42 protein-coding genes and 1 pseudogene are annotated in these 25027 nt (G+C 61.8%); 14 read left to right on the top strand and 29 right to left on the bottom strand.

All coding sequences use genetic code 11. The features are described from left to right. Window positions 1-155: 155 nt before the first annotated feature. Complete coding sequence (locus BES08_RS07245) at window positions 156-638, bottom strand: J domain-containing protein (protein WP_069707976.1); 483 nt, start codon at window positions 636-638, stop codon at window positions 156-158. Between the two features lie 116 nt (window positions 639-754). On the opposite strand from BES08_RS07245, the gene BES08_RS07240 reads away from it, so the two are divergent. Genes BES08_RS07240 through BES08_RS07225 form a run of 4 tightly spaced genes read left to right on the top strand, consistent with a single transcriptional unit; the run spans window position 755 to window position 4588 of the window. Then, window positions 755-988, top strand: a complete 234-nt coding sequence (locus BES08_RS07240) for a hypothetical protein (RefSeq protein ID WP_069707975.1) — start codon at window positions 755-757, stop codon at window positions 986-988. After that, window positions 985-1176, top strand: a complete 192-nt coding sequence (locus BES08_RS07235) for a hypothetical protein (protein WP_069707974.1) — start codon at window positions 985-987, stop codon at window positions 1174-1176. Before BES08_RS07240 ends, BES08_RS07235 begins: the two co-directional genes overlap by 4 nt. Window position 1177: 1 nt before the next feature. After that, entirely contained in the window at window positions 1178-3904 is a 2727-nt protein-coding gene (locus BES08_RS07230) for a phage tail protein (protein WP_069707973.1), read from the top strand. A gap of 12 nt (window positions 3905-3916) precedes the next feature. Further along, window positions 3917-4588 (top strand): DUF2793 domain-containing protein, encoded by a 672-nt coding sequence (locus BES08_RS07225; protein ID WP_069707972.1) that lies wholly within the window; start codon window positions 3917-3919, stop codon window positions 4586-4588. Window positions 4589-4666: 78 nt separating this feature from the next. On the opposite strand, the gene BES08_RS32755 is transcribed toward BES08_RS07225, so the two are convergent. The 6 genes from BES08_RS32755 to BES08_RS07200 all read right to left on the bottom strand — a co-directional run bounded on the left by BES08_RS32755 (window position 4667) and on the right by BES08_RS07200 (window position 7561). Continuing rightward, window positions 4667-4924, bottom strand: coding sequence for a hypothetical protein (locus BES08_RS32755; RefSeq protein WP_156799808.1), 258 nt, complete (start codon window positions 4922-4924; stop codon window positions 4667-4669). Then, entirely contained in the window at window positions 4921-5292 is a 372-nt protein-coding gene (locus BES08_RS07220) for a hypothetical protein (protein ID WP_156799807.1), read from the bottom strand. The genes BES08_RS32755 and BES08_RS07220 overlap by 4 nt, the downstream gene beginning before the upstream one ends. Further along, complete coding sequence (locus BES08_RS07215) at window positions 5289-5591, bottom strand: hypothetical protein (protein ID WP_069707970.1); 303 nt, start codon at window positions 5589-5591, stop codon at window positions 5289-5291. Before BES08_RS07215 ends, BES08_RS07220 begins: the two co-directional genes overlap by 4 nt. Before the next feature lie 58 nt (window positions 5592-5649). Beyond that, window positions 5650-5889, bottom strand: a complete 240-nt coding sequence (locus BES08_RS07210) for an Acb2/Tad1 domain-containing protein (protein WP_069707969.1) — start codon at window positions 5887-5889, stop codon at window positions 5650-5652. A 62-nt stretch (window positions 5890-5951) separates the two neighbouring features. After that, a complete protein-coding gene (locus BES08_RS07205; protein ID WP_069707968.1) occupies window positions 5952-6515 on the bottom strand; it encodes a hypothetical protein in 564 nt (187 codons plus the stop codon). Beyond that, a complete protein-coding gene (locus tag BES08_RS07200) occupies window positions 6512-7561 on the bottom strand; it encodes a hypothetical protein (RefSeq protein WP_156799806.1) in 1050 nt (349 codons plus the stop codon). Before BES08_RS07200 ends, BES08_RS07205 begins: the two co-directional genes overlap by 4 nt. A 151-nt stretch (window positions 7562-7712) precedes the next feature. Between BES08_RS07200 and BES08_RS07195 the strand changes: the two genes are divergently transcribed. From BES08_RS07195 to BES08_RS34675, 9 genes are read left to right on the top strand one after another with little or no spacing between them, the layout of a single operon-like run. Beyond that, window positions 7713-8081 carry a hypothetical protein gene (locus BES08_RS07195; protein WP_069707966.1) on the top strand — a complete coding sequence of 123 codons (369 nt, stop codon included), beginning with the start codon at window positions 7713-7715 and terminating at the stop codon, window positions 8079-8081. A gap of 4 nt (window positions 8082-8085) precedes the next feature. Continuing rightward, window positions 8086-8346, top strand: coding sequence for a DUF7940 domain-containing protein (locus BES08_RS07190; RefSeq protein ID WP_069707965.1), 261 nt, complete (start codon window positions 8086-8088; stop codon window positions 8344-8346). Further along, a complete protein-coding gene (locus tag BES08_RS07185) occupies window positions 8333-8929 on the top strand; it encodes a glycoside hydrolase family 108 protein (protein WP_069707964.1) in 597 nt (198 codons plus the stop codon). Before BES08_RS07190 ends, BES08_RS07185 begins: the two co-directional genes overlap by 14 nt. Window positions 8930-8976: 47 nt before the next feature. Next, window positions 8977-9261 carry a ubiquitination-like system serine protease family protein gene (locus tag BES08_RS07180; protein WP_231958196.1) on the top strand — a complete coding sequence of 95 codons (285 nt, stop codon included), beginning with the start codon at window positions 8977-8979 and terminating at the stop codon, window positions 9259-9261. Further along, window positions 9261-9689, top strand: a complete 429-nt coding sequence (locus tag BES08_RS07175) for a hypothetical protein (RefSeq protein WP_156799805.1) — start codon at window positions 9261-9263, stop codon at window positions 9687-9689. The genes BES08_RS07180 and BES08_RS07175 overlap by 1 nt, the downstream gene beginning before the upstream one ends. After that, window positions 9686-9961: a hypothetical protein gene (locus BES08_RS07170; RefSeq protein WP_069707961.1), complete on the top strand. Its 276-nt coding sequence runs from the start codon at window positions 9686-9688 to the stop codon at window positions 9959-9961. The genes BES08_RS07175 and BES08_RS07170 overlap by 4 nt, the downstream gene beginning before the upstream one ends. Continuing rightward, window positions 9958-10296: a hypothetical protein gene (locus BES08_RS07165; RefSeq protein WP_069707960.1), complete on the top strand. Its 339-nt coding sequence runs from the start codon at window positions 9958-9960 to the stop codon at window positions 10294-10296. The genes BES08_RS07170 and BES08_RS07165 overlap by 4 nt, the downstream gene beginning before the upstream one ends. Next, window positions 10283-11527, top strand: coding sequence for a hypothetical protein (locus tag BES08_RS07160; RefSeq protein WP_069707959.1), 1245 nt, complete (start codon window positions 10283-10285; stop codon window positions 11525-11527). The genes BES08_RS07165 and BES08_RS07160 overlap by 14 nt, the downstream gene beginning before the upstream one ends. Window positions 11528-11571: 44 nt before the next feature. Then, a complete protein-coding gene (locus BES08_RS34675; RefSeq protein ID WP_083274619.1) occupies window positions 11572-12129 on the top strand; it encodes an HNH endonuclease in 558 nt (185 codons plus the stop codon). Window positions 12130-12392: 263 nt separating this feature from the next. On the opposite strand, the gene BES08_RS07155 is transcribed toward BES08_RS34675, so the two are convergent. The 20 genes and pseudogenes from BES08_RS07155 to BES08_RS07060 form a co-directional block, all read right to left on the bottom strand. Further along, window positions 12393-12659, bottom strand: a complete 267-nt coding sequence (locus BES08_RS07155) for a hypothetical protein (protein WP_069707958.1) — start codon at window positions 12657-12659, stop codon at window positions 12393-12395. A gap of 51 nt (window positions 12660-12710) precedes the next feature. Further along, window positions 12711-13091, bottom strand: a complete 381-nt coding sequence (locus tag BES08_RS31710) for a helix-turn-helix domain-containing protein (RefSeq protein ID WP_083274618.1) — start codon at window positions 13089-13091, stop codon at window positions 12711-12713. An 87-nt stretch (window positions 13092-13178) separates the two neighbouring features. Further along, on the bottom strand, window positions 13179-13841 hold the full coding sequence (locus BES08_RS07145) for an MT-A70 family methyltransferase (protein WP_069707956.1): 663 nt from the start codon (window positions 13839-13841) through the stop codon (window positions 13179-13181). Then, a complete protein-coding gene (locus BES08_RS07140; protein ID WP_069707955.1) occupies window positions 13838-14221 on the bottom strand; it encodes a hypothetical protein in 384 nt (127 codons plus the stop codon). The genes BES08_RS07145 and BES08_RS07140 overlap by 4 nt, the downstream gene beginning before the upstream one ends. Before the next feature lie 2 nt (window positions 14222-14223). Further along, entirely contained in the window at window positions 14224-14481 is a 258-nt protein-coding gene (locus BES08_RS07135; RefSeq protein WP_069707954.1) for a DUF2312 domain-containing protein, read from the bottom strand. A 170-nt stretch (window positions 14482-14651) separates the two neighbouring features. Continuing rightward, entirely contained in the window at window positions 14652-15671 is a 1020-nt protein-coding gene (locus tag BES08_RS07130) for a ribonucleotide-diphosphate reductase subunit beta (RefSeq protein WP_069707953.1), read from the bottom strand. A 12-nt stretch (window positions 15672-15683) separates the two neighbouring features. Further along, entirely contained in the window at window positions 15684-16166 is a 483-nt protein-coding gene (locus BES08_RS07125; protein ID WP_069707952.1) for an RNA polymerase sigma factor, read from the bottom strand. Window positions 16167-16193: 27 nt separating this feature from the next. Beyond that, window positions 16194-16874, bottom strand: a complete 681-nt coding sequence (locus tag BES08_RS07120) for a deoxynucleotide monophosphate kinase family protein (RefSeq protein WP_156799803.1) — start codon at window positions 16872-16874, stop codon at window positions 16194-16196. Beyond that, window positions 16871-17536: a 3'-5' exonuclease gene (locus BES08_RS07115; RefSeq protein ID WP_069707950.1), complete on the bottom strand. Its 666-nt coding sequence runs from the start codon at window positions 17534-17536 to the stop codon at window positions 16871-16873. The genes BES08_RS07120 and BES08_RS07115 overlap by 4 nt, the downstream gene beginning before the upstream one ends. Continuing rightward, window positions 17533-17937: a hypothetical protein gene (locus tag BES08_RS07110; RefSeq protein WP_156799802.1), complete on the bottom strand. Its 405-nt coding sequence runs from the start codon at window positions 17935-17937 to the stop codon at window positions 17533-17535. The genes BES08_RS07115 and BES08_RS07110 overlap by 4 nt, the downstream gene beginning before the upstream one ends. Beyond that, entirely contained in the window at window positions 17906-18181 is a 276-nt protein-coding gene (locus BES08_RS07105) for a hypothetical protein (protein WP_069707948.1), read from the bottom strand. Before BES08_RS07105 ends, BES08_RS07110 begins: the two co-directional genes overlap by 32 nt. Next, entirely contained in the window at window positions 18178-19020 is an 843-nt protein-coding gene (locus BES08_RS07100) for a thymidylate synthase (protein WP_156799801.1), read from the bottom strand. The genes BES08_RS07105 and BES08_RS07100 overlap by 4 nt, the downstream gene beginning before the upstream one ends. A 728-nt stretch (window positions 19021-19748) precedes the next feature. After that, window positions 19749-19964, bottom strand: a pseudogene (locus BES08_RS33920) (BRCT domain-containing protein); the annotation flags it as partial. Window positions 19965-20386: 422 nt separating this feature from the next. Continuing rightward, window positions 20387-20956: a hypothetical protein gene (locus BES08_RS07090; RefSeq protein ID WP_069707945.1), complete on the bottom strand. Its 570-nt coding sequence runs from the start codon at window positions 20954-20956 to the stop codon at window positions 20387-20389. Further along, entirely contained in the window at window positions 20953-21210 is a 258-nt protein-coding gene (locus tag BES08_RS07085) for a hypothetical protein (protein ID WP_069707944.1), read from the bottom strand. The genes BES08_RS07090 and BES08_RS07085 overlap by 4 nt, the downstream gene beginning before the upstream one ends. Then, window positions 21203-21391 carry a hypothetical protein gene (locus BES08_RS07080; RefSeq protein WP_069707943.1) on the bottom strand — a complete coding sequence of 63 codons (189 nt, stop codon included), beginning with the start codon at window positions 21389-21391 and terminating at the stop codon, window positions 21203-21205. The genes BES08_RS07085 and BES08_RS07080 overlap by 8 nt, the downstream gene beginning before the upstream one ends. Continuing rightward, the gene (locus tag BES08_RS07075; RefSeq protein ID WP_156799800.1) at window positions 21388-21645 is read right to left on the bottom strand and encodes a hypothetical protein; all 258 of its coding nucleotides are present in this window, start codon (window positions 21643-21645) and stop codon (window positions 21388-21390) included. Before BES08_RS07075 ends, BES08_RS07080 begins: the two co-directional genes overlap by 4 nt. Window positions 21646-21683: 38 nt before the next feature. After that, complete coding sequence (locus tag BES08_RS07070) at window positions 21684-21989, bottom strand: hypothetical protein (RefSeq protein ID WP_069707941.1); 306 nt, start codon at window positions 21987-21989, stop codon at window positions 21684-21686. A gap of 41 nt (window positions 21990-22030) precedes the next feature. Continuing rightward, window positions 22031-22597, bottom strand: coding sequence for a nucleoside triphosphate pyrophosphohydrolase family protein (locus tag BES08_RS07065; protein ID WP_197524434.1), 567 nt, complete (start codon window positions 22595-22597; stop codon window positions 22031-22033). Between the two features lie 2 nt (window positions 22598-22599). After that, on the bottom strand, window positions 22600-22779 hold the full coding sequence (locus tag BES08_RS07060) for a hypothetical protein (protein ID WP_069707939.1): 180 nt from the start codon (window positions 22777-22779) through the stop codon (window positions 22600-22602). A 339-nt stretch (window positions 22780-23118) separates the two neighbouring features. Here BES08_RS07060 and BES08_RS07055 point away from each other — a divergent pair, with 339 nt between their 5' ends. Next, window positions 23119-23679 carry a hypothetical protein gene (locus tag BES08_RS07055; RefSeq protein ID WP_069707938.1) on the top strand — a complete coding sequence of 187 codons (561 nt, stop codon included), beginning with the start codon at window positions 23119-23121 and terminating at the stop codon, window positions 23677-23679. Between the two features lie 196 nt (window positions 23680-23875). On the opposite strand, the gene BES08_RS07050 is transcribed toward BES08_RS07055, so the two are convergent. Together BES08_RS07050 and BES08_RS07045 are read right to left on the bottom strand one after the other, a co-directional pair. Beyond that, the gene (locus BES08_RS07050) at window positions 23876-24106 is read right to left on the bottom strand and encodes a hypothetical protein (protein ID WP_069707937.1); all 231 of its coding nucleotides are present in this window, start codon (window positions 24104-24106) and stop codon (window positions 23876-23878) included. After that, a complete protein-coding gene (locus BES08_RS07045; protein ID WP_069707936.1) occupies window positions 24107-24991 on the bottom strand; it encodes a hypothetical protein in 885 nt (294 codons plus the stop codon). Between the last annotated feature and the right edge of the window lie 36 nt (window positions 24992-25027).

Here is a 25027-nt window from a genome sequence, read left to right as displayed (position 1 = left end):
GGGATACCCCGGCGGCCGGGGTGGGCGGCGCGCTCACGTTCTGCAGGGAGAGTGTTTGCGAGGCTTCCACTCGCTGCGGCATGTCGCCCGGTTGCCCGAGCCGCCTCTGTAGAACTGGACGTGCCAGATCTCCCCTTTTGCCCCCGCATCCTACATCAGCGGGAATCGGTGGGCAAGCGTCTAATCCCAGCATAGGCAGGCGGCGTGAACCACGTCTCATCCACTTCATACCCGTAGAGATCGACATGGGCGATGGCACCCTTGACCCGCTCCATGCGCTGCTCGTTGACCGTGATATTACGCTTCATCTGGTCGATGCGCTGCTCGACCGTCGTCTTCAGGATGTCGCGGTGCTCGACGCTGCCACCGGCCAGTGCCTGCTCGAAAGCCTGGACGACCAGTTGCACGGTGATCGCGAATTCGTTGTCGGTCTCTTCGCCGTCGAAGCCGGTCTCGTCGTAGCGCGCGCGCCGCGCCGGGTCGCTCAGCACGTCGTAGGCATGCCGCACCTTCGCGAAGGCTTCCCGGTCGCCGTCACCGACATCCGGGTGATGCCGTTTCGCGCCGGCCTTGGCGGCCGACTTGATGTCTTCGAGCGACGCGGTTTCATCGACGCCGAGGTCTTCGTAGAGGCTCATGACTGGGTGTCCCTTTCGACCACCACGGCTACCACTCACAACCCAAAAGTCAACCAAAGATTGAATATCAACTTCAACGACTCATAAAATCACCTATGTCGTGATAAGTCCGGCGAATGGTTGCCGCCTGGATCATCGCCACACTGGTCGCGATTGCGATTCAGATCATCAGCTACGTGCTGATGCCGAAGCCCAAGGCGCCGAAGCCTGAAGCCGTGAAGGAACTCGAAGAGCCGGTCGCCGAAGCCGGGATCGAGCGTCCCGTCATCTTCGGAACCATGATGATCCAGTCGCCCAACTGCCTTTGGTACGGGGACAAATACATGCACACCTACAAGGTGAAGGCATGACGCGCGTGGTGGTCAGCGACCTGCGCACGGCAGGCTACTGCGTCGACGGCGCCGAACTCTGGTTCAAGGCCCACGACCTCAACTTCCGAGACTTCATCAAGCACGGCCTGGACGTCGAAGTCGTCCGCCCGATCGGCGACCCCTTTTCCCAGCGCGTGATTGCCATCGCCGAAGAACGCGAGGGCTGACATGGGCGGCGGCAAAAGCGGCAAGATGGAGGTCACGGACTATTACCTCTCCACCCATTATCGGGTCTGCCATGGTCCCACCGACGCACTGCTCGGGATTTACGTCGGCGAAAAGGTCGCGTGGGAAGGCGAGGCCACTTCCGGCCAGGCGATCGCCATCAGTCGCCCGGATCTCTTCGGCGGCAACAAGAAGGAAGGCGGGGTCGCAGGGACTGCCGTGTACCTGCCGGGTCATGACGATCAGGTCATGCCGGAAGAACTGGCGAACCGCCTCGGGCTGACGTCTGCCACGTGCCCAGCATACCGCGGCATGTCGTCCGTTTTCTTCGTCGGTCGGCAGACGGCGCTAGAGTCTCCCGGCGGCATCACCGGCAGCGTGGTCTCCAAGCTCGGGTACGGTGCGCGCGGCTTCATGTGGGTGTCGAACAACCCATACCTGAAGTCGATCTGGATGAAGATGCGACGGCGACCGCGTGGCCTCGACGCGGCGCTGGCCATGATCCCGCAGGCATCGCTTTCGCTGACGACTGACGGGAACATCGTCACCGTCAACGGTGTCGCTGACACCGTCGTGCAGAACACGCTGACGACGATCAACGGGCACACCATCAACCTCAATGGTCGCACCATCACGATCGATGGGGTTGCGATCACCGTTGTCCTCGACCCCGATTTCACCGTGACCGTGGGAGACGTGACCTATGAGATGGGTGACGGCGTCACGAAGGCGGGCAATTACACGGTCGCGACGCCGAGCAGCTATGTGGCCGGCGGGGTCACGATTGCAAATCTTGCGGTCACTCTCGGCACCAGACTGCTCGACGCCAATCCGGCGCACATCATCTACGAGTGTCTGACGAACACCGACTGGGGGCAGGGCGGTGCGCCGAGCGGCATCAATGTCGCCTCGTTCGATGCTGCGGCGCTGACGCTGTACAACGAAGGCTTCGGCATGTCCCTGAAGTGGACGAAGCAAGCCAAGATCGAAGATTTCGTCTCGGAGATCCTGGACCACATTCAGGCGACACTTTTCGTCAATCCGCGGGATGGCCTGATGACCATCAAGCTGATCCGCGGCGACTACGACATCAACGATCTCCCGCTGCTGACGCCCGACAACTGCAGGGTGATCTCGTTCTCGCGCAAGGCTTGGGGAGAGACTGCAAACGAAATCGTCGTCACCTGGACGAACCCGGAGAACGAACAGGAAGAGACTGTCGCTGCCCAGAACAACGCGAACATCGCGGTGCAGGGCGGCATCATCTCCGACAGTCGGAACTACTATGGAGTCCGCAGCCAGCAACTAGCCCAGCAGCTCGCCTATCGCGATCTGGCCACGGCATCGGCGCCGATCGCACTCTACGATATCGAGGTAGATCGATCGGCGTGGGACTTCGTCCCCGGTGGATGTGTCAGGCTGCATTACCCCCAGTACGGAATCGACGACGTCGTTCTACGCATCAGCGACATCGATTACGGCAAGCCCGGCACTCCGGCGATCAAGATCAGCACGATGGAGGATATCTTCGCGCTGGATTCCGCCGACTACGACCTCGGTGACGACACCCAGTGGGAAGATCCTGCGAACGATCCGGCGGCGGCCGCCTACGCGCGTGTAATTACAGTGCCAGCGTTCTTTGCATCCCGGCAGGTCGGCCTCAGTGCCGCCGAGTATCCTTCGGTTTATGCAGCGGCACTGGTCAGCCACAGCAACGATGACACCACGTCCTACGACCTCTACGGCATCGGCACGCTGCCAAACGGTGAAGTGGTCGCCGATCTCATCGGTAACCGGGCGACCATTGGTCACGCGATCCTCCCGTATGCACTGGTCGCCGAGGGGGCGACCATTCTCGAGACTTTCGGCGTGACGGTTGGTGGCCCGGGACCGCTGCCGGGTGGCTTCGTCATCATCGGAAACGTGGCGGAAGGCGGCCATGAGATTGCGCTGATCGACGCCTACGACGATGCGACGGGGTGGACGCTGAAGCGCGGCGTGCTCGACACCGTTCCCAGGCCGTGGCCGGATGGCACGGTCGCTTGGTTCGTGTCGATAGAGTCAGACTTCCTCATCGACAGCACCGTCTTCTCGGACGGCGAGACGGCCCGTTTCCGCGTGTCGCCCTACACCTCGCGCGGCGCGCTTCCGCTCGAAGAGTCGCCGATCATCGCGGCTGCCATGAGCGGGCGGCCCCACCTCCCGAGCCGCCCGGCGAACGTGTTGGTGGCAGGCACCGCTTTCGGTGCAGTTGATCTTTCCGGATCAGTGCCTGCCACTGTATCGGTGACCTGGGCGAACCGGAACCGTCGTCTTGAGGACTCGCAGGTGCTCGGCTGGACTGATGGTGACGTCATTCCCGAAGACGGCCAAACGACCACTGTCAAACTCTACTCGACTGCCGGTGACGTGCTGGCGACGCACAGTGGCCTGACAGGCACGTCGTTCAGCATCCCAGCGGCGTCGTGGGGCGATGAACTAGTCGCAGACGTCGAAGTGTCGTCCGAGCGTGATGGCCTCATCTCGCTGCAGGCGAACCGCGTCCGTGTGAAGATCCGCCCCGGCGGCTGGGGTGACGACTGGGGCGAGGAGTGGGGCGGCGGCGGTAGCAACGACGAGCCGATCGGTGAACCCGAATTGCCGACGCCGGAAGACCCCGATCCGGGCTCCAGCTTCCCCGGCCTTCCGGCTTGGAAACGCGACATCCTGAACGAACAAGACCCGATCTAAAGGACGAACACTATGGCTTCCCACACTTTTCCCGGCATCGGATTGGTCGGTGGACGCTCGGCCGGCGAGGACGGTTGGGCTGCCGAAATGAACCAGAACCTGTTGTTGACATCGGCGCTCGGCCAGCTTTCGGCGAAGTCGCGGGTCACCGCACTTCCGGGGAGTCCGACCAACGGTGACATCTACATCGTGCCGAGCGGCGCCTCGACCAACCCCAACCAGGTTGCGATCCGCGACAGTGGGGCGTGGACGTATTTCGTCCCGTTCGCCGGGTTGCGCGCATGGGTAGCTGACGAGGGAGTGTTCTACGTCTGGGATGGCGCGGCGTGGATCATCGTGCCCGGCCGCGTGGAGGTCGCCGGATCGTTCGCTGGAACGGTGTCGAGCGAAGCTGTCGTGCTGCGTTACGTCTTCACGCGGACCGTTTCGTTCAAGGACGAGTTCGCTGGCAGCCAGGCGCGAGCGGGGGCGGCGGCCACTGGGTCCACTGCGTTCACGATTCTGCGCGGCGGATCGGCCATCGGGACACTGACGTTTTCTGCGGCCGGAACTACCGGGGTCTTCGTCAGCACCGGGACCGGTGTGGTTACGTTCGCTGCCGGTGACGTGCTGACCGTTCGAGGCCCATCTGGTGCTGACGCGACACTGGCCGACTTGGCGATCACGTTCCTCGGTTTGGGGTAGGTTGCCGGGACGCAGGGTTCTCGGTATAACGAGTGAAGCACGACACTGAGGCCCCCGCTGCTGCAACGGCGGGGGCTTTCATTTGTACCGGGCAGGTGAGTTAAAGCTGGCCTCGGCGACCCAGCCACGCCGATGCACGAAATCGATATGACCGGCGTAGACGTCATCATGCTGCTGCTCGGTCATGCGCTCTCCGGGACAGTCGGTGGGCAAGCTGCCTTCCGCGCCGCCGCAGCGGGTGCAGACGAAGAGAGCACCGTGACAAAGGTGGCAGCCAAGGCATTCTTTTCGGGTGCAGCGCGCCCGGTGGTGACCGGGGAAGGGGATGATGGTCATCGTCCGAACTCCCGGTGGTGCGCGACCAGGCAGGCGCGCGAGATGGCGCTGGCATCATTGCAGCCGAACACGACCGCGTCCGGGTCGTTGGTGCCAACCTGGCAGCCGATCGTCAAACCGCCGTTGATATGCTCCAACACGTAATCGAAGCGCTCGCCCGTGTCGCACAGCGGCAGCAACGTCAGAGCAGCGTCGACCGACTCGGTGTAGCGCGGAGCTTCTTCCAGGTCGTAGCGCCACCCTTTGACGCCCCACTGCTTCTCATTCACCCAACGCCAGATACGATCGTCGATCTCACGGCTCGGTGCATCGGCGGTACGCAGCGCCTCGGCAATCTGCGTGGAGGTGGCATTCCAGGGCAAACTCACTGCACGTACTCCGCAGGGTTTCCGTTGAGCGCGACGCATGCGCCGTCCCACGCTGCCTGCCACAGCTTGGCGGTATGACTGCTGCAGGAATAGCTGCGACCCTTCGGCGGGTTCCGGTACTTCGGCACCACCTTGTCGGCGATCTCGGTGCAGCGCTTGACGAGAGATTTCGCTGGCGCAGGTTCGACCGCAAGATTGTAGTTCGAACATAGCGTGTTCGCGCAGCAACGCTTGGCATTCTTGGTGTAGGGCGCTCTCCGCAGAACAGTATCCTTATCGCACAGAGGACACTTCATCATCCAAACCTCCTGATTTCATCCTCGCCCCGGCGACCGAAGCCGCCGGAGTCCGGGGAAATCAGGAGAAGGGGATGACCTTCCGCTCCGGCTGGGCAACCGCCCGGACCGCGTGCATGAATGCGTCTTCGCCATGCGTGGCAGCCAGTGCGACCTGACGCTGGTCGACGCCGGGGATCGCCTTCAAGTGGTCGATCATCCCATTGAACCGCGCCTCCAGTTCCTTTGCGGCATTCATCGCGTCGATCTCGGTCTGCGACAAATCCCGGTAACCGGTGATCTTCTTGTGTTGGTTATCCATTGACTTACTTCTCCTGATTTCATCCTCGCCCCGGCGACCGAAGCCGCCGGAGTCCGGGGAAATCAGTCGATCTTCACGCCGTCGTCGCGGTGCGTGCGGAAGGCTTCATCGGCGTGGCCGGAAACCACGATAGCCTCGTACTTCTCGAAGAAGCCCGGCGTCGGTTTGCCCAGCAGGCTGTAGAACATCACGCCGGGGAAGGTGCCGATCTCGGTCTTGTAGCTGCGCACCATGTCGATCTTGCGCGTCTGCGCGACCTGGAAGTCATTGCGGCCGGCTTCGATGAGGTCGATCACACGGCGGTAGCCGGACTGGTCGAGCGACGGGTTCTGCTCGGTGATCCACTGAATGGTCGCCTGGCTACCGTCCGACCCGTAACGGGATTCGTTCGCCTTGGTGATCACATCGGCCACGGCGGTCGCCTGCAGCTTGGTGACGCCCAGTGCTTCGCGCAGCTTCGGGGCGTACTGGCCGAGGACGTTCTGGCTGTCGGTGTGCGCTGCGATGATCGCAGCTTCACGGCGGACGGCGGTGTTGTTGGCGCCGATAAAACCACCGAGCAGCATGAGGACGACGGCGGCAAACGCCGAGAGCGTGGAAAGTAGGATGACGGTGCTACGGGTCACGGGTTCACTCCATTACGATGAAAAATGTAGGCGGCGCCCGCCGACGCGGCGGTTCCGAGGATGAGGGCGAGTACCAGCACCCAGGCGCTCGGCTTCACGTCGTCCTTCAGATATTCGAAGTCGGACATAGGCCGGCGGACGTAGTGGGCGCGGGCATTGCGGGCGATGATGTCGATGGTGCGGACGGGGTCGAGCGATCGGCTTTCGAGCAGATCCTGGCGCAGAGACACGTTGACGATGTCCAGCTTGGACCAGGAGAACACCTCGACCCAGTCAATGGTCGGGTAGTGCTTGGCACCGACGACCACGATGATGTCGTTCTTCTTGCCGCCGAGCCACTTGGATCGCAGGGCCTCGGCAAATCGCTTCGGCTGGTCCGAGATTACAATGACGAAGTTCACCTGCTTCTCAGCACCCAGCGTGCGCAGCGACAGCGCGAGATTGCGGTTCCAGAGTGCAGCATCACGGGGCGCGCCGATGACGCGATCCGAGAACTGGTAGTCGTAGAAGCCTGGGTATTCGGGCAGTGTGCCCTTGAAGTCGCCGATGACGTGGAACAGGCTATCCGGCGCGCCCTTCACGTAATTGGTGTAGCCGTGCGGCACTGCGACCGGGTCGCCGGTTTGGACGTGTGACCAGCGCGCGGGCTCCGACAATCCCTGACGATCCACCCGGGCGATAGTGAAGCCGCCGACCGTCGAACCGACATCCCAGTCCACGTCGTAGGAATGGTCGTAGCAGGTGCTGCAATGCTCGCTGCATGACCGGGTTTTACCTGAGCCGGAGCACGTGGTGTAGCAGTTGCACCGATAGCTGTGGGAGCAGGAGACCTCGTTGCGGGCCTTGCCAGTGACGTAACCGTTCAACGTTTCCGTGTCGGCCGTCAACGAATACGTGCTGATGCCCCAGACGACACCCACTACGATAACGCCGATCAGCAACTGACCGGCAGCCTCCAGCCAGGTGATTGTCTGGTGCAGGAATACCCGGACCCCGATGGCGATCAGCACCATCGGCAGCGTCAAAAGCAGCAATGTCGGATTCACAGAAACCTCCGTTGAGGGGTGGCGCGTGAATCCCATGACGAGAGAGAAGAGTCAACCAAAAGGTGATATTCAACCTCATGACCTTCGTAACTCTCGCGACTCGTGATATTTCGCGGTCAAACGCCAAATCAACGAACAACGGAGAACTGACATGGCGATCAAGACCACTGCGAACCTGCGCCTTCCCCTTGCCACTCTCGGCGACTCGGCCTTCAAGCGCTCGTTCAAGGCTGCAATGGCGCTGATCGATGCCGCTGTCGGCCGCGTTCTGACCGGCAGCAAGACGCACGATTTCGCGAGCATTCTCGTCGGTGCTCAGGCAACCACCACGGTTACCGTCCCGGACGCGGCATTGGGTGACTTCGTCACTGGCGTTTCACTCGGCGTAGATGCTGCAGGGCTGCGCCTGTCAGGTTACGTATCAGCGGTGAATACGGTGACGGTTGTCGCTCGCAACGACACCGGTGGCGCGGTGGACCTCGCCAGCACCACGCTGCGCGTCCTCGTCCGCAAGGCGTAATCCGATGCGCTTCAAGCTGTTCGACGACTGGAAGAAGGTGCTTGTCACCTCCTGGTCGAACCGCATCACGGCGCTGAACGCGGTGCTGCTGGCGATCCTCACTGCATGGCCGGACGCCCTGGTCGACATCTGGACCTGGCTCCCGGCCGCCCTGCAGGCGCAGGTGCCGCAGCACATCGCGCTCGCGCTCCCCCTCGTACTCAGCGGACTGTCCATGTGGGCTCGCGTGGTCGTCCAGGAGAAGCTGGAAAATGGCGGCAAGTAAGAAGGCGTTCGCACGCATCGGCACGGCGGCCCTGTCGCTCATCGCAGGCGTCATCGCGGTTGAGGGTGGATGGGTGAATCACCCGAACGATCCCGGCGGTGAGACCAACATGGGCATCACGAAGGTGGTCGCCGTGCAGAACGGCTATACCGGCCCGATGAAGGCGCTTCCGCGTAGCGTCGCAGAGAGCATCTATTACGACCGCTACCTCGTCGAGCCCGGTTACGCTCCGCTGATCGACGTTGACGCCGCGGTTACCGAGGAACTGTTCGACACCACGGTCAATATGGGGCCGGCCCGCCCGTCGCGCTGGTTCCAGCTGGCAATCAATACGCAGTGTGGCACTCACCTGGTCGTTGACGGCAAAGTCGGCCCCGGCACCCGGAAGGCATTCACCGACTGCCAGAAGACCCGCGGTGCCTCGAAGCTCTGCGTGTCCATGCTCGACAGCCTGGATGCCCAGCAGCGCGCGGAATACGACCGCCTGGTCCGGGTGAACTCGAGCCTGAAGGTCTTCTATCGGGGTTGGATCAACCATCGGGTCGGGAACGTCGACCGCGCCAAGTGTAAGGTGGCAGCCTGATGGGCGCGGTATCCGAAATTCTGCGGTCGGTAGAAGGCGGCGGCCTCATGTTCTGGTGCCCGGGCTGCGACGGTGCCCACATGGTCACTGTCGGCGAGGGTCCGGGGCCGCGCTGGGGGTACAACGGGAATGCGAACCGGCCGACGTTCACCCCGTCGATTCTCGTGACGTACAACGGTGCTGACGCTGGTGCTGACCGAGGCGATGGGCACCTCGCACCGGCGGCAGTCTGCCACTCGTTCGTCACCGATGGCCGCATCCAGTTTCTGGGTGACTGCACTCACCATCTTGCCGGCCTGACGGTCGATATTCCTGCATGGGAGTCCGCCTGATGTTTCCCTCGCTCAGCGCCATCAAGTGGCAGATCATCACCGGCGCGGCGGGTCTCGCTCTGCTTGGCGTCGGGGGCGCCTGGGTCGCCGCCCAGTTCGAGAACCGGAGCCTCGCGAAACGGAACGGCGAACTCACCGACCTGGTAGACAACCCGAAGACCGGGCTGCGCGTCGTACTCGCCTCGGAGCGGGCCAACCGGGCGACCGTTGAAGCCGGGCTTGAGCGTCAGAATGCTGCGCTCAGCGGTCAGGCTGCCGACACCGCCGCGCGACTGGCATCCACGTCCGCCGCACTGGCCGCCGCGCAACAGCGCACCCGTGCTGCTGAGAAGCAAGTTGCCGTGCTGATGGCGACCCCGATCAAAGGCAACACCGCCGCCGAGCGTTTCGCGGACGTGGATGCCCTCATCCTGGAGGATCTGCAGTGAAGCCGATCGCCATTTTCATTCCGCTTGCTCTGGCTGCCTGCACCACGGCTCCCGCGCCGCCGGAGACTGTGCGAACCGTCGAGGTGAAAGTCCCCGTCCGACAGGCGTGCGTGCCGACAACCCTTGGTGGGGCGCCGGATTACCCTGACGATGATGCAGCGCTGCGGAAGGCCCCCGATGCGGCCGCGCGGTACAAGCTGCTCTACGCCGGACGGAAGCTGCGCATCCCGCGTGAACAGGAACTCGAGACCGTGGTGGCAGGCTGCAAGTGAGCGAAGACCCGAGCGTGGCCTATCAAGCCCTCAACTTGGCGAGACAGAACGCCCGCGACATCGAGAAGCACGAGGACATCTGCGCCGAGCGTTACCAAGGCATCCATGACGCGATCGATGAGATCAAAGGGGTGCTCTGGAAGGCCGGCGGCGGCGCGTTCACCGTGATCCTCGGAGTCCTAGGCTTCCTGCTCGTCCAGCAGCTGAATGCCAATGGAAAGCTGCACGACGAGAACCAGTCCGAAATCCGTCGCCTTCAACAGCAGTTGAACGACGAGCGCGCGAACCGTGTCATCCAGGTGACGCCCCAGAAGGAAGTCTATGTCGACAATTGATGAACGGCTTCGCGAATGGGCGACCCCTCGACAGCGCGAGTTCATTGACGCGATAGACCTACACGGTTCTTGCCGGGCTGCCGAGCGCGCGCTGAACGTCAGTTACGGCCTTATTGCGCGGTCGATGCGGGGGTTGAAAAAACTCGCTGCTGCGAAAGGTTATAGTCCGGAGCACGCGCTGACCCATGTCATTCCTGACCCTTACGTCGCAAAGGGCCATAGCACCTACTATGACCGCGAAGGGAAGCCGACACAGCAGTGGGTGAAAACCAAGCTGGATGACGCAGCCTACCAGGCGATGCTGCGTGAAGCTGTCGATGCTTACATAAGCGAAACGGTTCAGCCGATTTACCCCGCACCCCCGATGCCCGGCAGAGGCACCGACATCATCCCTTGGATAAACATTGGCGACGGCCATCTCGGTATGTTGGCCCATGAAGCTGAAACAGGTGCCAATTTCGACCTCAAGATCGCTGAACGCGAACTGTGCGCGGCGATATCCATAGCCGTGGATGACATGGGTGAACACGATCGCATCGTCATCCAGGACATGGGTGACATGACGCACTACGAGAACTTCTCTGCGACCACGGAGCACAGTGGTCATGCACTTGACTACGACACGCGCTTTCCGAAGATGATTCGGGTGTACAGCCGGGTCATGCGCTTCATTGTAGAGAAAGTGCTTGAGAAGGCCAATACCGTTGACGTTATCGTCAATCAGGGGAACCACAGCCGCACGAATGACATCTGGATGGCGGAAATACTACGAGTCGCATACGGTCACACTGGTCGCGTCAACGTTCTCGACAACGACAGCGTCTTCATTGGATATCGAATGGGCAACACCTTCGTGATGTGCCACCATTCCGATAAATGCCGCCCCGCCAAGCTGGCTCACGTTATGGCGACCGATTTTGCAGTCGATTGGGGCGAGGCGCGCCACCGGTACATCGACATCGGTCATATCCACCACAACATGGTGCTGAAAGAGCATCCCGGCGTCGTGGTCGAATCCTTCAACCAACTCGCTGAGAAAGACAAGTACGCCGCAGAAGGCGGATGGCGTAGCCGACAATGCCTGACCATCATTCACCGCAGTCGAACCTATGGGGAAGTGGGGCGACAGATCCTTCCGATTGAGCGTGTCCGTGACGTAATCGTTGCTGCCGCTGCGCTGGAGGGGCGAACGATAGAACTTGCTCGGCCCCGAAGAGCGTACGCGGTGTGACGACGAAGATTTGCACTAAATGCCGCATATCCAAGCCGATCCAGATGTTCGGCAAAAAGCGGTCAGCTAAGAGCGGCATTCACCCATGGTGCCGGCCCTGCAACGTTGAAGCAGCCCGTCTTAAAACTCCCGAAGCCAAGGCGAAGAAGGCGTCGTATGATCGCCGATACGTGGCTGAAAACAGGGACCGAATTCAGCTGCGCGAGCAAGACTCATACGCTCGGAAGCGGTCAGTCCGGATCGCCCAAGTGGCTGACTGGGCGAAGAGAAATCCTGCCGCCAGGCGGGCTATCATACGCAATTACAAGGCGCGGCGCCGGTCCCAAACTGAGGGTGGCTGCACGGCGGCTCAGCTTCGAGAGTGGCTTGAAATTCAGACATTTACGTGCGTCTGGTGCGCTGCTGACTGCTCGGATGATTACCATGTGGACCACGTTGTCCCATTGGCCCGTGGCGGCGAACATGCTCTCTACAATCTTGCGATTGCATGCCCGGTTTGCAATCAGCGGAAAAGTGTCAAAGACCCAATGAGGTTTGCACTGGAACTCCAGCACGAGCGCGCAGTTCGCTCCTTCCTCATCGGTGTTGCACTGGCCGCGTAACTGTTCCGCAAACGTTCTGTTTGCGGTATCCGCTCTGCATGGGTGGACCGAAGCGCTTCGATACGATCTTCGATTATGGGAGTTGGGCGTGTGACTTGAAGGTCACGTGTCGATGTGGTCACTCAGCTGTTATCGACCCGAAGGCTGTAGTGAAATCCTGCATCGACCGTAGACTCGGCTTCCGTATGACCGACGTCAGGAAGCGCCTTCGCTGCACCCGGTGTGGTGGTCGGCGCGTAGAATGTTCCCCGTCGCCACGGAAATCATGAGGCCACTGCGCCGAGCAGCGTGATGCCGAACTGCGCGCAGAAGCCAGTCTCCACGCCGTCGAACTGACCCTTTTCCGTGATGCGGCGGATCACTGACCCGAAGATCGGGGCATTGCCCGACTGGTGCATGAACTCGATCAGTTCAGCAGCATGACGGCGACCAGTTGCGCAGTCAGTCGAGTAGTCACCGGTACGTTCCGGTGCCCAGAGGTCGCCTTCCGCGACAAAAGACAGACCCGCGAACTGCTTAAAATCGAACATTGTATTCCCCTTTCCGATCCCGAATGTCAGAGCCGACACAAGTATTGAGCGTCAACAAATATGATTAATAAATTCAATAGCTTCCGAAGTAATTGAGAAACCCAGCCCTCGAAGTGTCTGGATTGTTTCTGTCGAAGGCAGTTTCTTCCGAATCCTGCAAATTCGAACGTGAACTCCGTTGCCCCGACGCTCTGCTTCACCGTGACCGGGAAGACCTTCCGCCAGCTGTTCCATCGACACGACACGACCGCCGGCCTTGAACAGCGTTGCGAGAATCCAAGCCTCGCCTGGGGTGAGGTTCAGCGCGAGTCGCAGCCGGGCTTCCAATGCGGCGTCACCTCCGAAAAGAAGGCCGCGCAGGCGGGTAACCTCACTGCGAAGTTCCACGATCTCCTCATCACGGCGGATGTCTTGCAAAATAGCATGTTCCATGTTTGTTCTCTTTTGCCATGAATCGTCGGTCTAGGAAATATCCTATGGTGAAGCAGGCGAATCTTTTCTCGGCGTAGGAAATTTCCTTCAGCCAACCAGTGCCTCGAACTCGTCGCCGAGCAGGTCGTCGAAGTTCGTGGTGCCAAACTTGGTCGTCTCGTTTCCCCACGTGTCCCAACCGAGTCGCTGTTGGCGCGCAAAAAGTTCGAGGTATGGGCCGGCGGCAAGGCGTTCACACCGATCGTACTGGTCGTCAGGCTTGCGGCTGTGCTCGCGGCGGGGAGCAAAGATCACGTGCTCGTCGCTCTCGAAAAGCTGCCGGACGCCAGCGTCGAGGCGTGACGGCTTACCCTTCGTGAAGATCAGCGTGTATTCGGTCTGCTTACGGACCCATTTGCCCATGCTGATCGGGCGCACTTTTGGATCATGCTTACCGACCTTCACCCAGACGAAACCGTCGCTTTTGAACGCGAAGCCCCAATCCCGACCGAGTTGGATCGCTTGGTCTAGATGGCTGCCGATTACCCACATCATGAGAACGCAGTCCTTGGCCGCCACCTCTGCGACGGGCAGCGCGGCCATCTCTTCGATCGTCATGGTGGGGTATGGTTCATCTTCCGTCCGGTGAGGGGCTGCCCCTTTCCCCGAGAAGTTGACCCACGACCAGGCAGGGTCGGCCATGATGAAGCCGTAGCCATTCCGCCGCAGCCCATCGAAGGCACCGCCGCTGATTCGTGCGACCTGAGTCATCCGAGCAAGTCTCCGAAATCGTCGTCGGCGCCCGGGGCAACAGCGTCCTCGAAGGAGTCCGAATCGTCGGCGTCCGGCTCCGTGAAAACTGCTGCCATGGCAGCGCGACGGCGGGCGTTGTGCTCGCCGGTCTCGCGCAGCGCTGCTTGGTAGCGCCGCTCTAGGTCGCGCTCCTCGCGTTCGAACCCGATGAGGGCGGCACGCAGCGCATCTACCGGGTCGCCGTGGGTGTTACCCAAGTGGTGGAAGGACGGGTGGCTGTTGTCGAACGGGTAGATTCCGGCGCCCCACTCCCCATCCGGAAGACGGTCTAGCGCAATGCGGCCGCGCTGCAGGGATACGGCCCGCAGCAAATCTTCAAGGGGAGTAACGGCAGCCATGATCAGATCATTCCCAGGGCAGCCATGTAGGTCTCGGTGAGCATTTCCTGCTCGCGGCGATCGTCGGGCTTGATCTTCCGGAGCCGAACGATGTTGCGCATGATCTTGACGTCGTAGCCGACAGCCTTGGCCTCGTTGTAGACGTCCTTGATGTCGTCCGAGACACCCTTCTTCTCTTCTTCCAAGCGCTCGACGCGCTCGATCAGCAGGCGCAGACGGTCGTCGCTATCCTCGCCGCCATTGTGTCCGATAGTGCTCATTGCGAATCCCTTTTGGCGAGTCCAATCACGTATGGGTTGATTTTAATCATGCGTCAATGGACGATCATTCCTAGAAAAAATAAACATGCGATGATGTGGCATCTTTGCTTTTAGGCTACGAAAACAGCGAAAATCTGCCACTTTGCGAGCGGTGATCCTTTAACGGAATCTCAACTCAGGATTTTCGTAAGCTCAGTATTTTCCGATTCACGGGTCAACCTGCGCGTGTCGAACCGGTCCCACACGTCGTTCCAGTTGCCGGTCGTGGCGGCCTTGGAATACTCGGTCGCACGGGCTTCGAAGAAGTTCGCATGCTCCACGCCGTTGAGCAGGGCAGAGAGCCAGGGCAAAGGATGATCTTCAATGAGATAGATCGGCGCCAGCCCCAGTTGTTTCAGGCGCCAGTCAGCGATGAACCGGATATACCGCTTGATATCGGTCGGCGTCATACCCTCGACCGGCCCCATCTCGAAGGCCAGGTCGACGAAAGCGTCTTCGAGACGGACGGTCGTCTGACACTGGTCGGCGATGTCGTCCTTCACGGCCTTGGTAAGACAGCCGCGCTCCTTCACGAAGGTGTGGAACAGCTTGATGATGCCCTCGCAATGCAGCGATTCGTCGCGCACCGACCATGAGACAATCTGGCCCATGCCCTTCATCTTGTTGAAGCGCGGGAAGTTCATGAGCATCGCGAAGCTGGCGAACAGCTGCAACCCCTCGGTGAAGCCGCCGAACATCGCGAGAGTGCGCGCAATATCCTCGTCGTTATCGACGCCGAAGGTCTGCAGGTAGTCGTGCTTGTCCTTGAGCGCTGCGTATTCGAGGAACGCGCCATATTCGCTCTCGGGCATGCCGATGGTGTCGAGCAGATGGGAATAGGCCGCGATATGCACCGTCTCCATGTTGGAGAACGAGGTAAGCATCATCTTGATTTCGGTCGGCTTGAAGACCCGCGCGTACTTCTCGTGGTAGCAGTCCTGCACCTCGACGTCGGCCTGCGTGAAGAAGCGGAAAATCTGGGTGAGCAGGTTGCGCTCTTGGTCAGTGATCTTGTGCGCCCAGTCCTTACAGTCTTCGCCGAGTGGCACTTCCTCCGGCAGCCAGTGGACCTGCTGCTGGATCTTCCAGTAGTCATAGGCCCACGGATATTCGAACGGCTTGTACGTTTTGCGAGCTTCGAGAAGGGGCATGCTGACTCCGAATTATGCGAAATGGGTGAGCCGCAACCGCGCCAGCTTCAGGGCTGCGGAAACGGACTGAATGCTGACGGCGCCACGCTCGGCGATTTCGGAAACGGTAAGGTCGTTCATCACACCGAGCACGGCAGCGCGCTGCGCGGGACCGAGCGTCACCGCCCGCTGTCGCAACTGGTCGAGGAGCACTGCGGCCTCCTGCGGCGCTGGGGCAGCGCGTTGATCGTCTTCCTCGGCCCACGAGACATGGTCGCTTCCGGCACCACGCTTGACGCGGTTCGCTTCGCGCAGAAGATGTGCAAACACGCGGCGTGCGACACCGGTCAGCCAGGCAAGGACGTTGTCGGTCGTGCGGTTCGACCATGCGCGCCACGCCTGCAAGAACGTCTCCTGCAGCACATCCTCTGCCTCCAAGGGCGTCTGCGCACATCGGCGGCGGATGTAGTGGGCAAGACGTGCCCTGTAGCTGCGGTAGGCATGGTCGAAAGTCACAGAATCACCTTTTAGTTGATGCCGTGCTCACAGCAACGCGGCGATGGCGCGCTGCAGATCTTCCACAGTGCCGGTGTTCCAGATTTCGGGCATCTGGATGAGGTCGAGCTGCCCTTCACTGGCGTGCGCGCCGCCGGTCACCGCAAACCCCGGACGCACGATCCGCCGGGATTCCCCGTCTGCCGCCTCGACCGCTTCGAACTCGTTGGGGAAGCGCATATCGTCGATCACGACATGGATACCGTCAGCACGGGACAGGTCTGCCTCGTCGATCGCGATCATCACCCAGAGATTGGTGTGAATTTTCTCCCGGCCCCACTCGGTGCCGAGCGTCTGCTGCAACCGGCGCGACGTGACACCGGGCACCACGGTCGCACGACCCCATTCGACCAGGCTGTCGATGATCTCGCCCTGGGTCAGCGTGACAGCACCCGGCACCGGTCCCATCGCCTGCAGCATGGCGACCGCATACTCTGGCAGAAACTCGCCAAGGTCGCCAATCGGCACTTCCTTGAGGTCGCCATCCACGTACCGGTCGATGACAATGCCGCTGACGCCGCAACACCGCAGTAGAGCGCGTGTCATTCGCTTAAGCGGCCCGGCAAACTTTACGAGGTCGTAGCCATGGTCGACCAGATACTGGGCGGCGGTGGATTTCCCCGAGCCCATGGCGGGGGAGCAAAGGGCGATGAGGCGTCCGCGGGTCATGCTGCAAGGAGTCCTTCGATGCGGCCGGCGATCTCTGCGTTGCGCTCGGCCTTGGAGATGGTGTCGTCAGTGGCCGGTTTGGCCCGGTGACTGGCTTCGTAGAAGCGGAACAGCTCGCCGGATTCCGCCAGCAGTTCACGCGGCGCGAGCAGCCGCCGGTAGGACTCGTTGACTACACGAGCCTGATGGCGGGCATCGTCGAGCGCATAGTGCTGCACGCCTTGGAACGGGATGCTGGGCCACCCGGCCGCCTCGTAGATGGTCCGGGTGTCGCGCGGCGCTCGGTGACCCCACGGAACGGTCTGTCCGGCGGCGCGGTAGACGGCGGCCAGGATCGCCTCGTCGAAATGGGGCCCGTGCGACCAGAGGCCGAGGTCGGTTCCTGCGTGGTCTTCCAGCCACCCGGCGAACTGGGCGAGTCCTATTGCCATCGGCACCTGGCTCTCAAGCAGAAGGGCGACGGTGTCCTCTGGCTGGTCGTCCCAGAACTTCACGGTTTCCGGTTCGCGGATTAGACCGTGACGCGCGCCGCCGCTCACATTGACGTAGAACTCGGCACCGAGCGTCCCGGCGAGCGGGTCGAACACGACCGCGCCGATGCTGCGAATATCGGACCCGGGCGTGACACCCCAGGTCTCGAGGTCGAACATGATATGGGTCATCCCAACAACTCCTCGAAATCGTCGCCGAGCAGGTCGGCAAAATCATCATCTGGCTGCGGCGCTGACACCCGCGCACCACACAACCCGCGTTCCAGCATTTCCGCGCCGCCCGGCACTTCGATCCCCGACTGCAGGAAGGCTGCCTGGATCGCCTCGACCACGGTCTTCCCGGTCGCCAGCCCCCGGTCGAAGAACATCCATCCGCCCATGTCGGTGCGCTTCGGCTGGACGGCGCGGCACTGGTACTTCCGACCGCTGCGCTCGATCGCGTCAAACGCCAGACCGTGCTGCCCGCAGAGACGGTGGAATTGCTTCCATTCCGGCAGTTGCCGGGCGGCATCGATGTTGGGATCGGGGCGCCAGAACATCTCAGCGCTCAGCGTTATTGGCGCGCCGCGCATATTCGGCCTCCAGTGAGCGGCGCAGCGCGGTCGAACCAAACGTCATCATGCGTCGAAGGCGGGTTTCCTCGTCGGGCCGACCATGGGTGACGTAGCGACGGCGGATCGCCTTGAACGAGCGATACGGCATCCGGTTGAACAGCTCATCGACCGCGACCTTCTTGGCGACAACGTCAGCCACCAGCTGGTCGTCCTTCGCGTCCCAGGCAATGCGGGAATAGAAGATGGGGAGAGGGGTGTTCATGCCGACACCTCGGCCTTGATCGACGGGTGCGGGTTGTAGTCGTCGAGGGTGATGTCGATCGGGGATAGGTCACCGGGGACCGGTCCCCACCACCCCTTTTCGTTCAGACAGCGCGCGATATTAAGCGTCGGAAACGCCCGAGGCTCGCGGCTCAGTTGCTCTCGCGCCTGGTCGACGTGGTTGCCGTAGAGATGAACATCGCCGAAGGTGTGGACGAACTCGCCGACCTTTAGTCCGACTTCCCGCGCAATGAGGTGCGTCAGCAGCGCGTAGGAGGCGATGTTGAACGGCACGCCGAGGAACACGTCTGCAGACCGCTGATAAAGCTGGCAGGACAGTTTCCCGTTCGCGACGAAGAACTGGAACAGGCAGTGGCACGGCGGCAGTGCCATGTCGTCTATCTCAGCCGGGTTCCAAGCGGTGACGATGTGGCGGCGTCCGTAGGGATCGCGCTTCAGGCCGTCGATGACGTTGGCGATCTGGTCGATGCACACCGCGTCCCAGGTATCCATCTTGATGCCGATCCACGACCGCCACTGCTTCCCATAGACCGGGCCGAGGTTGCCGTCCTCATCCGCCCACTCATCCCAGATGGTAACGCCGTGGTCGTGGAGGAACTTGACGTTCGTGTCGCCGCGCAGGAACCACAGCAACTCGACGACGATCGCCTTCCAGTGGACTCGCTTGGTCGTCAGCAGCGGGAAACCCTGCGACAAATCGAAGCGGATCTGTCGGCCAAACAGCCCATAGGTGACGCCGTTACGACCTTCACGCTTCTCGCCGTTTTCGAGGCAATCGCGCAGCAGGTCGAGATACTGGTTTTCGGGATGAACGCTCATGCTGCTGCTCCCGAGACCGGACGCCACCGGGCCACGTGTGCCCAGTTACGATTACCCGCCGGACCTTCAGTGGTCGTGGGATTGGTGACGTACTGCACTTCGACACGCGTATCGTCAGGCACGGGGCAGGGGGTGCCGGGCTGATGGTCAACCCATTCGCCGATGCGGTAGGCGCGGCGGAACTCATGCGCGCCCGGTTTGGTGGACCTCCCGTTGCGATGAATTCCGGGGTACGGCTGGCTGCCGTCAACCTTCCGCCATTCATAGGGTACGCCGCCTGGCGCATCGAAGTCGAGGCCGTTCACCCATGGACCAAAAGCCCACAGCGCGGCCTTGGAGCGGTAACCGATGATAGTTCGCACAGTCTCACGCGACCAATCCCACCCCCAAGAGCGGTCTCGAGTCGCGGTCTGCCCATCGTCGAACAGCACTTCGCCGCCGTCCCAGTCAGCCGGGTGATCTTTGCCGCCCGCCCAGGGAATGAAACCGCGCGACAGAGCTTTATACACCCAATGGTCGGCGGACAGGCGGATATCAGCGATGCTGCTGTTCCAGCGAACGCTCGAAGCCAGCCACACGGTGTCATTATACCATGAGCCCTCGAACGAGACTTCGCCGCCGGCCCACTGCAGCTCGTCGTCCGCTTGGAGCCATGCCGGACACTCGCCGTTCACCGGAATCGGCGCACCCCATTCACGTTGCTGCTTCCACGGCATCCGAACAACCGACACGACCAGCAGCCAAGTCTCCTCGTCGATCACGTCGATCCCGAGTTCGGCGGCCTTTTTCAGCTTCGATCCGGCGCCCGGGCCAGCGACTACCAGGTTGGTCCTGCTATGCACCGATCCGGAAACCTTCGCACCCAGGCACTCGGCCTGCGCCTTCGCGGCTTCACGGCTCATGCGTTCGAGGTGCCCGGTGAACACGATCGTCATTCCGGCGATTCCTGCCCCGACAAGCGTCTTTAGGAGGCGGGTCTGACGTTCCGCTGCGCGACGTGCTTCGACGAGGTCGTTGTTCGACTTCAGCAGTTCGTCCCGGCGGCGGCGCAGCGCGGTGAGTTCGTTCATGATCGACAGGAGACTGTCGTCAGTGATCGCCAGCTTGGCGCGGGGGCCGTCTGCCTGAATTTCTTCGACGATCGCATGCGGCCGGGCATCATCGACACCAACCGTGCCGCCGATGAAGAAGCCTTCCTGCTTGCGGCTGACCTTGAAGCCCTCGAACCTCAGGAACGCGGCGATGCTTTCGGCCAAGCGGGTCTTCCCGCTACCTTGGCCGCCGGTGAGAGTCAGGTGGATGTCACCGAATACGCGAGCCGCAGCCTCGGTCGGGCGGGGGTAGATAACCTTGACGTCGTTCGGGATCACGGCACCATCTCCCCGGTCAGTTCGGTGTAGCGCGCGCGGAACATCGTGGTCGCCATGGCCGGGGACCAGCACTCGATCGGCACGTTCGCCGGTGTACCCTTGACGTTCCAGAGTTCGGGCGGCTGGGCCATGATCTCGTCGGCTTCCCGCAGCAGCACGGCATTGTCGGCGATCTTCACCGACTCCGGCAACTCGGGTGCCAGGCCGAACTTCTCGGCGACAGCGAGCCACACGCGATGCTCGATTTCCGCGTAACCGGCCAGATACGGCTTGAGCGGCCGGATCACGTCGGCGACGTAGGCTTCCGTGGCATCGTGCAGCAGGCCGGCCAGTGCATCCTCACGGGGGACGACCATGGACACCAGAACCGAATGCTCGGCGACGCTATAGAAGCCCCGGCAGTGACCGTTGAACCGACACAGCTTGCCCAGAGCAGCCGCGATGTCCTCGATGAAGACTTCGTCGGCGCGTGGATCGATCGGGAAGAACCTGCGCCCCGAATGCGTCTGCATCCAGTTGCCCACGCGATCCTCACCGGCGACACGGTTGTCGTACACCTCGGTCATGCGCGCTTCTCCGATTCCGCCAGCATGGCGTCTGCGATGTCGAATGCGTCCTTCGCCACATCGACCGGCTGGCGGCCGATCACGGGGATCACGGACAGGGCGGCGATCGCGAACCGGTCACGGCGCTTCCTGGCGACGCGCTTTTCGAGCGTGGCGAGGGTGGTTTCCCGATGATCACGCAGACGAGCGGCGTGCGGATCTCGGATATCGCCGCCGAATGCGGCGCGACCGACGACCAGATTGACTTCAGACATGGAAGAATCCTCCGAGCCACAGCGTCAGGGCTTCCCCGATGACGCCGCAGAATGCGTAGGTGGCGACCCGGCGACACTGCATCGCGTCGAGCCGGATCATGCGGGGGCCGACGATCAGCCTGCCGAACAGCAGCAGGCCGACCGCGAACCACAGGATCATTGAGACCTGGTAGATGGTCACTGGGTCGCCTCGCAGATCGGCTTACCGGTCGCACGGAGGCGCGGCGTAATGGCGAACCCGGCACGGTAACTGCCCGGAACCACGACGACGTAGTCGCAACCCTCGACGGGATCGCGCCAGACGACCACAGACCCACGTCCCAGATCAGACGACGAGGTGACGACCACGCCATCAGCCGGCTGCTCGGCAACCTCGGTGTCAGCGGCGGCGGGCTGACTACCGCACCCGATGAGCATGGCCGGGGTTACCAGCACGGAGACGGCAGCCAGCAGTTGCAGTGCGCGGCGACCGGTCACGGCCGGTAACCCCGGAGTGCTGCGCGGCGCTGCTGCCGGGTTTCCGTGCCCGCCGGGACGGGGGCTGGAACGCGATACAGCCGCGGCATCTTCCGGCGACGGGGCATCGGGAAGCGATCGAGGATGGTCGCGATCTTCATCTGGGCTGCCAGACGGGCGCCGCTCATCACGATCCACCCTTTGGTCGGGTGCAGGGTGGCATAGCCGCCGTCTTCGAACGGCACGGTGACCTGAGGCTTGGGCTCGTAGTCAGGATGGGCGCGCGCGCGACGGCGCTGCAGGGTACGCGGAAAACTGCTCATGATGGTCCTACTTTCAACTAAAAGTTGATGCTATGGGCGCGTTAAAACCGCTTCCCGTTTGCCGCACGCCGGTTCTCGGGCTTGTGGTCGGCCCGCTCGCGGTTAAACGAAATCTTCTGGTCGATGATCTGCCAGAGGTTATCGACCTCATGGACGTAGGCAACCGCGAAGACCATCACCAGCGAGGCCAGCAGCGCAATGCGATACTCCTCAGTGCGGCCCTTCCGGTAGTGCTCCATCGCTGTGCTGACGCAGTTTACAGCGTCCATGAGGCTAACGTTCGTCTGGGTCAGCAGGTCGCCGACCATGCGGTCAAAATCGAACGACTGCGCGACCGTGAGAACGCCGTGCAGCCGCTCCTCGGCACCGATCATGTCCAGCAGCCGGATCGCCGTGTCGGCGAGTTCGACATTGAACATCGGGTGCTGCGGCAGCTTGTCGTCCGGGATTCCGCGCATCTGGCCTTCGTGGGCTTCGGCCAGCTCCGACACGACGAGCATCATCAGCTCGGGCCGGTTCCGGGTTACCAGGATGCAGTCGCCGGTATTCAGGTCCGACCACCAACCGGCATCGACGTTGCCCAGGTGGATCTTCCTCGCACGTTCCAAGATCATGTTTCGAACCACTTCAAGATGGCGGTGACCTGGGCGGCCTTCCGCATGTAGAGATCCCGCATCCACTGCGGGGCGGCGTCCCAGTGCTTCTTCCCGTCTGCGGTGAATATGGCGTAGGCCAGCTGCTGGTCGTCCGGGATGCGAGCACTCACCGGCGGAAGAACCGGCGCCACCATGGCACCGAGATCATCGGTGGCGGACCCTCACAGTAGACGGGGCGGTCGGGCTGCCAGTACCGAGTGCCACAGGTGGAACACTTCGACGGCTTTCCGGCCCATTTGTGCGGGGTGAACATGGCTTCCGATTTCCTCGGGTGGTGTAGAATCACGCTATAGTTGAAACATTGCACCGTCAACTGATTCGTGATTTTGGTCTCCGGAGTCCCCGGCGCCGCTGTTCCGGAGTCCGCGAGGGGGTATCTCCGGAGTCCGCGACGCCTCCGATTTCCTCGGGTGGGGTCTTCCGATTTCCCTGAGTGGGGGTTACCGTGCCGCCGGTTCAACGGGGTGATGGGTATGCGGCTGATTTTGATCGGGTTTCTACTGGCTGGCGCCGTCGCGGTCGCGCCCCTGGCCGCCAAGGAACGCGCGCCCCGGGTGACGGTGGAGGATGACTCCCTTTCGCCGCTTGTGATCGTGTCCACCGCACCAACCGGCCGCGCAAAGGGGCATATCCCCAACGGTGAAGGGGACATTTGGCTACAGGCTGGAATCGATCGGGGAACCGGGCGCACCGTCTACCGGGTGACTGCGTCAATCGGCTATTGGGGGCAGTGGGGCTTTTACCGCGCCGCGAATTATTCGGTGCCTGGCAGCACGCCCGGGACGGCGGCGCTCGATACCGTCAACCGGTCCACGCTGGCATGCATGGCGCCTGCAGGCTGCAAACACGTTGAAACGGTCGCCTTTACCGTATCGCCGGAATTGCTCGACCAGGTTGCCGCATCGGGTGCGCCGTGGCGGTTCCGGTTCATGGGTTCAGCCGGTCCGAAGTGGGAGGAAACACTTTCTCCGGCTGAAGTCCGGACGCTGCTAGACGCGGTTGCCGCGCGCACGAAAAAACCGGCCGCGGAATAATTCGACGGCCGGTCTATAGGGTGACGACGGGGAAGGGGTGCGGATCAGCGGCCGATGAATATCGAACCCCCTACAACCGCCGCGACAATCCAGAATTTCAGGTTATGCCGTGCGAGGGATTTTCGGGCGGCCGCTCGCCCTGTCTTTGTGGAGCTGGCGACGCTACAGACGACGACTAGGCCGATTAGGGCGATCATCAACGCCCCTCCAGTGGCACAATCTGATAATCCTCAAACCCGCCAACGTCTCGCATCTGTTGCAAAGCGGCTTCAGCGGTCGCGCGGTTTTTCCATTTCCGCGCCTGCCATCGCGTATCCCCGCGCGCATCCGGATCATATAGGACGTTATCAATCGACAACCCCGCGCGCCTGATTGCGGTGACGTAATAGGCCCGATCGAACGCGGCCGGCTTGGCTATGGCGAACATTCAACGGGCCTCCGGAAACATATCGGGGGTGAAGGGGCAGCGATAGAACCGCGCCGCGATGATACCGGCGGACGCTTCCCATGCGGTCCGGGTTTCCGTGTCCAATTCGGCAAGCGCCAATTCCAGGACAGTCAGAGTCTCCGCATGATGGGCGACGTACCGGGCGGCCGCGTCGCTATCGGCATCGATCCAGGCTGCCAGTTTTTCGGCGCGCTTTTCCCGGACGGCTGACTCGAATTTCTGCCAGTCGCACCACTTGTCTACATATTCGTAACTGGACTCGTCGACCGCATAGCAACACGTTTCATCGGGGTTTTCAGCCTCCCGCGACGCGATCGCCGCGCAAAGGATTGTGCCCATTTCGTTATGGTCGAATTCGGCAAATTCCTTGCCCTGCCATTCGTCGACGTCGTCCGGGTAAAACGAAATGAACCCCGATCGGCTGCTATGCCGTTCGGCAATCACGGCTGCCAGTTTCTCCAAATCCAGCGACCGATAAAGGGACTCCATCGCGGCAAGCGGCACGGTGGCGTAAACCCTATCTGTCCGGAAATTATATTCGCGCGGCGAGTCCATGGACTCAAAGGTGAACGTACCCGCCGGAGTTTCCAGGTTTTCGGTTGCCCATTGGTCAAATGCCGCCACGTAATCGGCCGCCATGCTGCGATGCGCGCCGCCGTAGTCCATGCAATCGAACAAGATTTTCTGATAGTCGGCTGCCGAAAGTCGCAGCTCCTCCGGTTGGTAGGTTTCCGGATAATATTCGGCGGACTCCTCCTTTTCGGCGGAATTCTCCGCTTCCATGGTTTCCGCGTGATCCAGTGCCCCGGACAGGCTCGAGCAATAGAAGCCGGGGAAAAACGGTAAATTGACGACTACGTTCATGGTTGAAACTCCCGAATAAGTTGAAACGGCGGCCGC

The sequence above is a fragment of the Novosphingobium resinovorum genome (assembly GCF_001742225.1).
In the GTDB taxonomy this organism is placed as follows: domain Bacteria; phylum Pseudomonadota; class Alphaproteobacteria; order Sphingomonadales; family Sphingomonadaceae; genus Novosphingobium; species Novosphingobium resinovorum_A.
The sequence above is the reverse complement of the archived record's forward strand: the minus strand, read 5'-3'. Positions and strand labels throughout refer to the sequence as shown.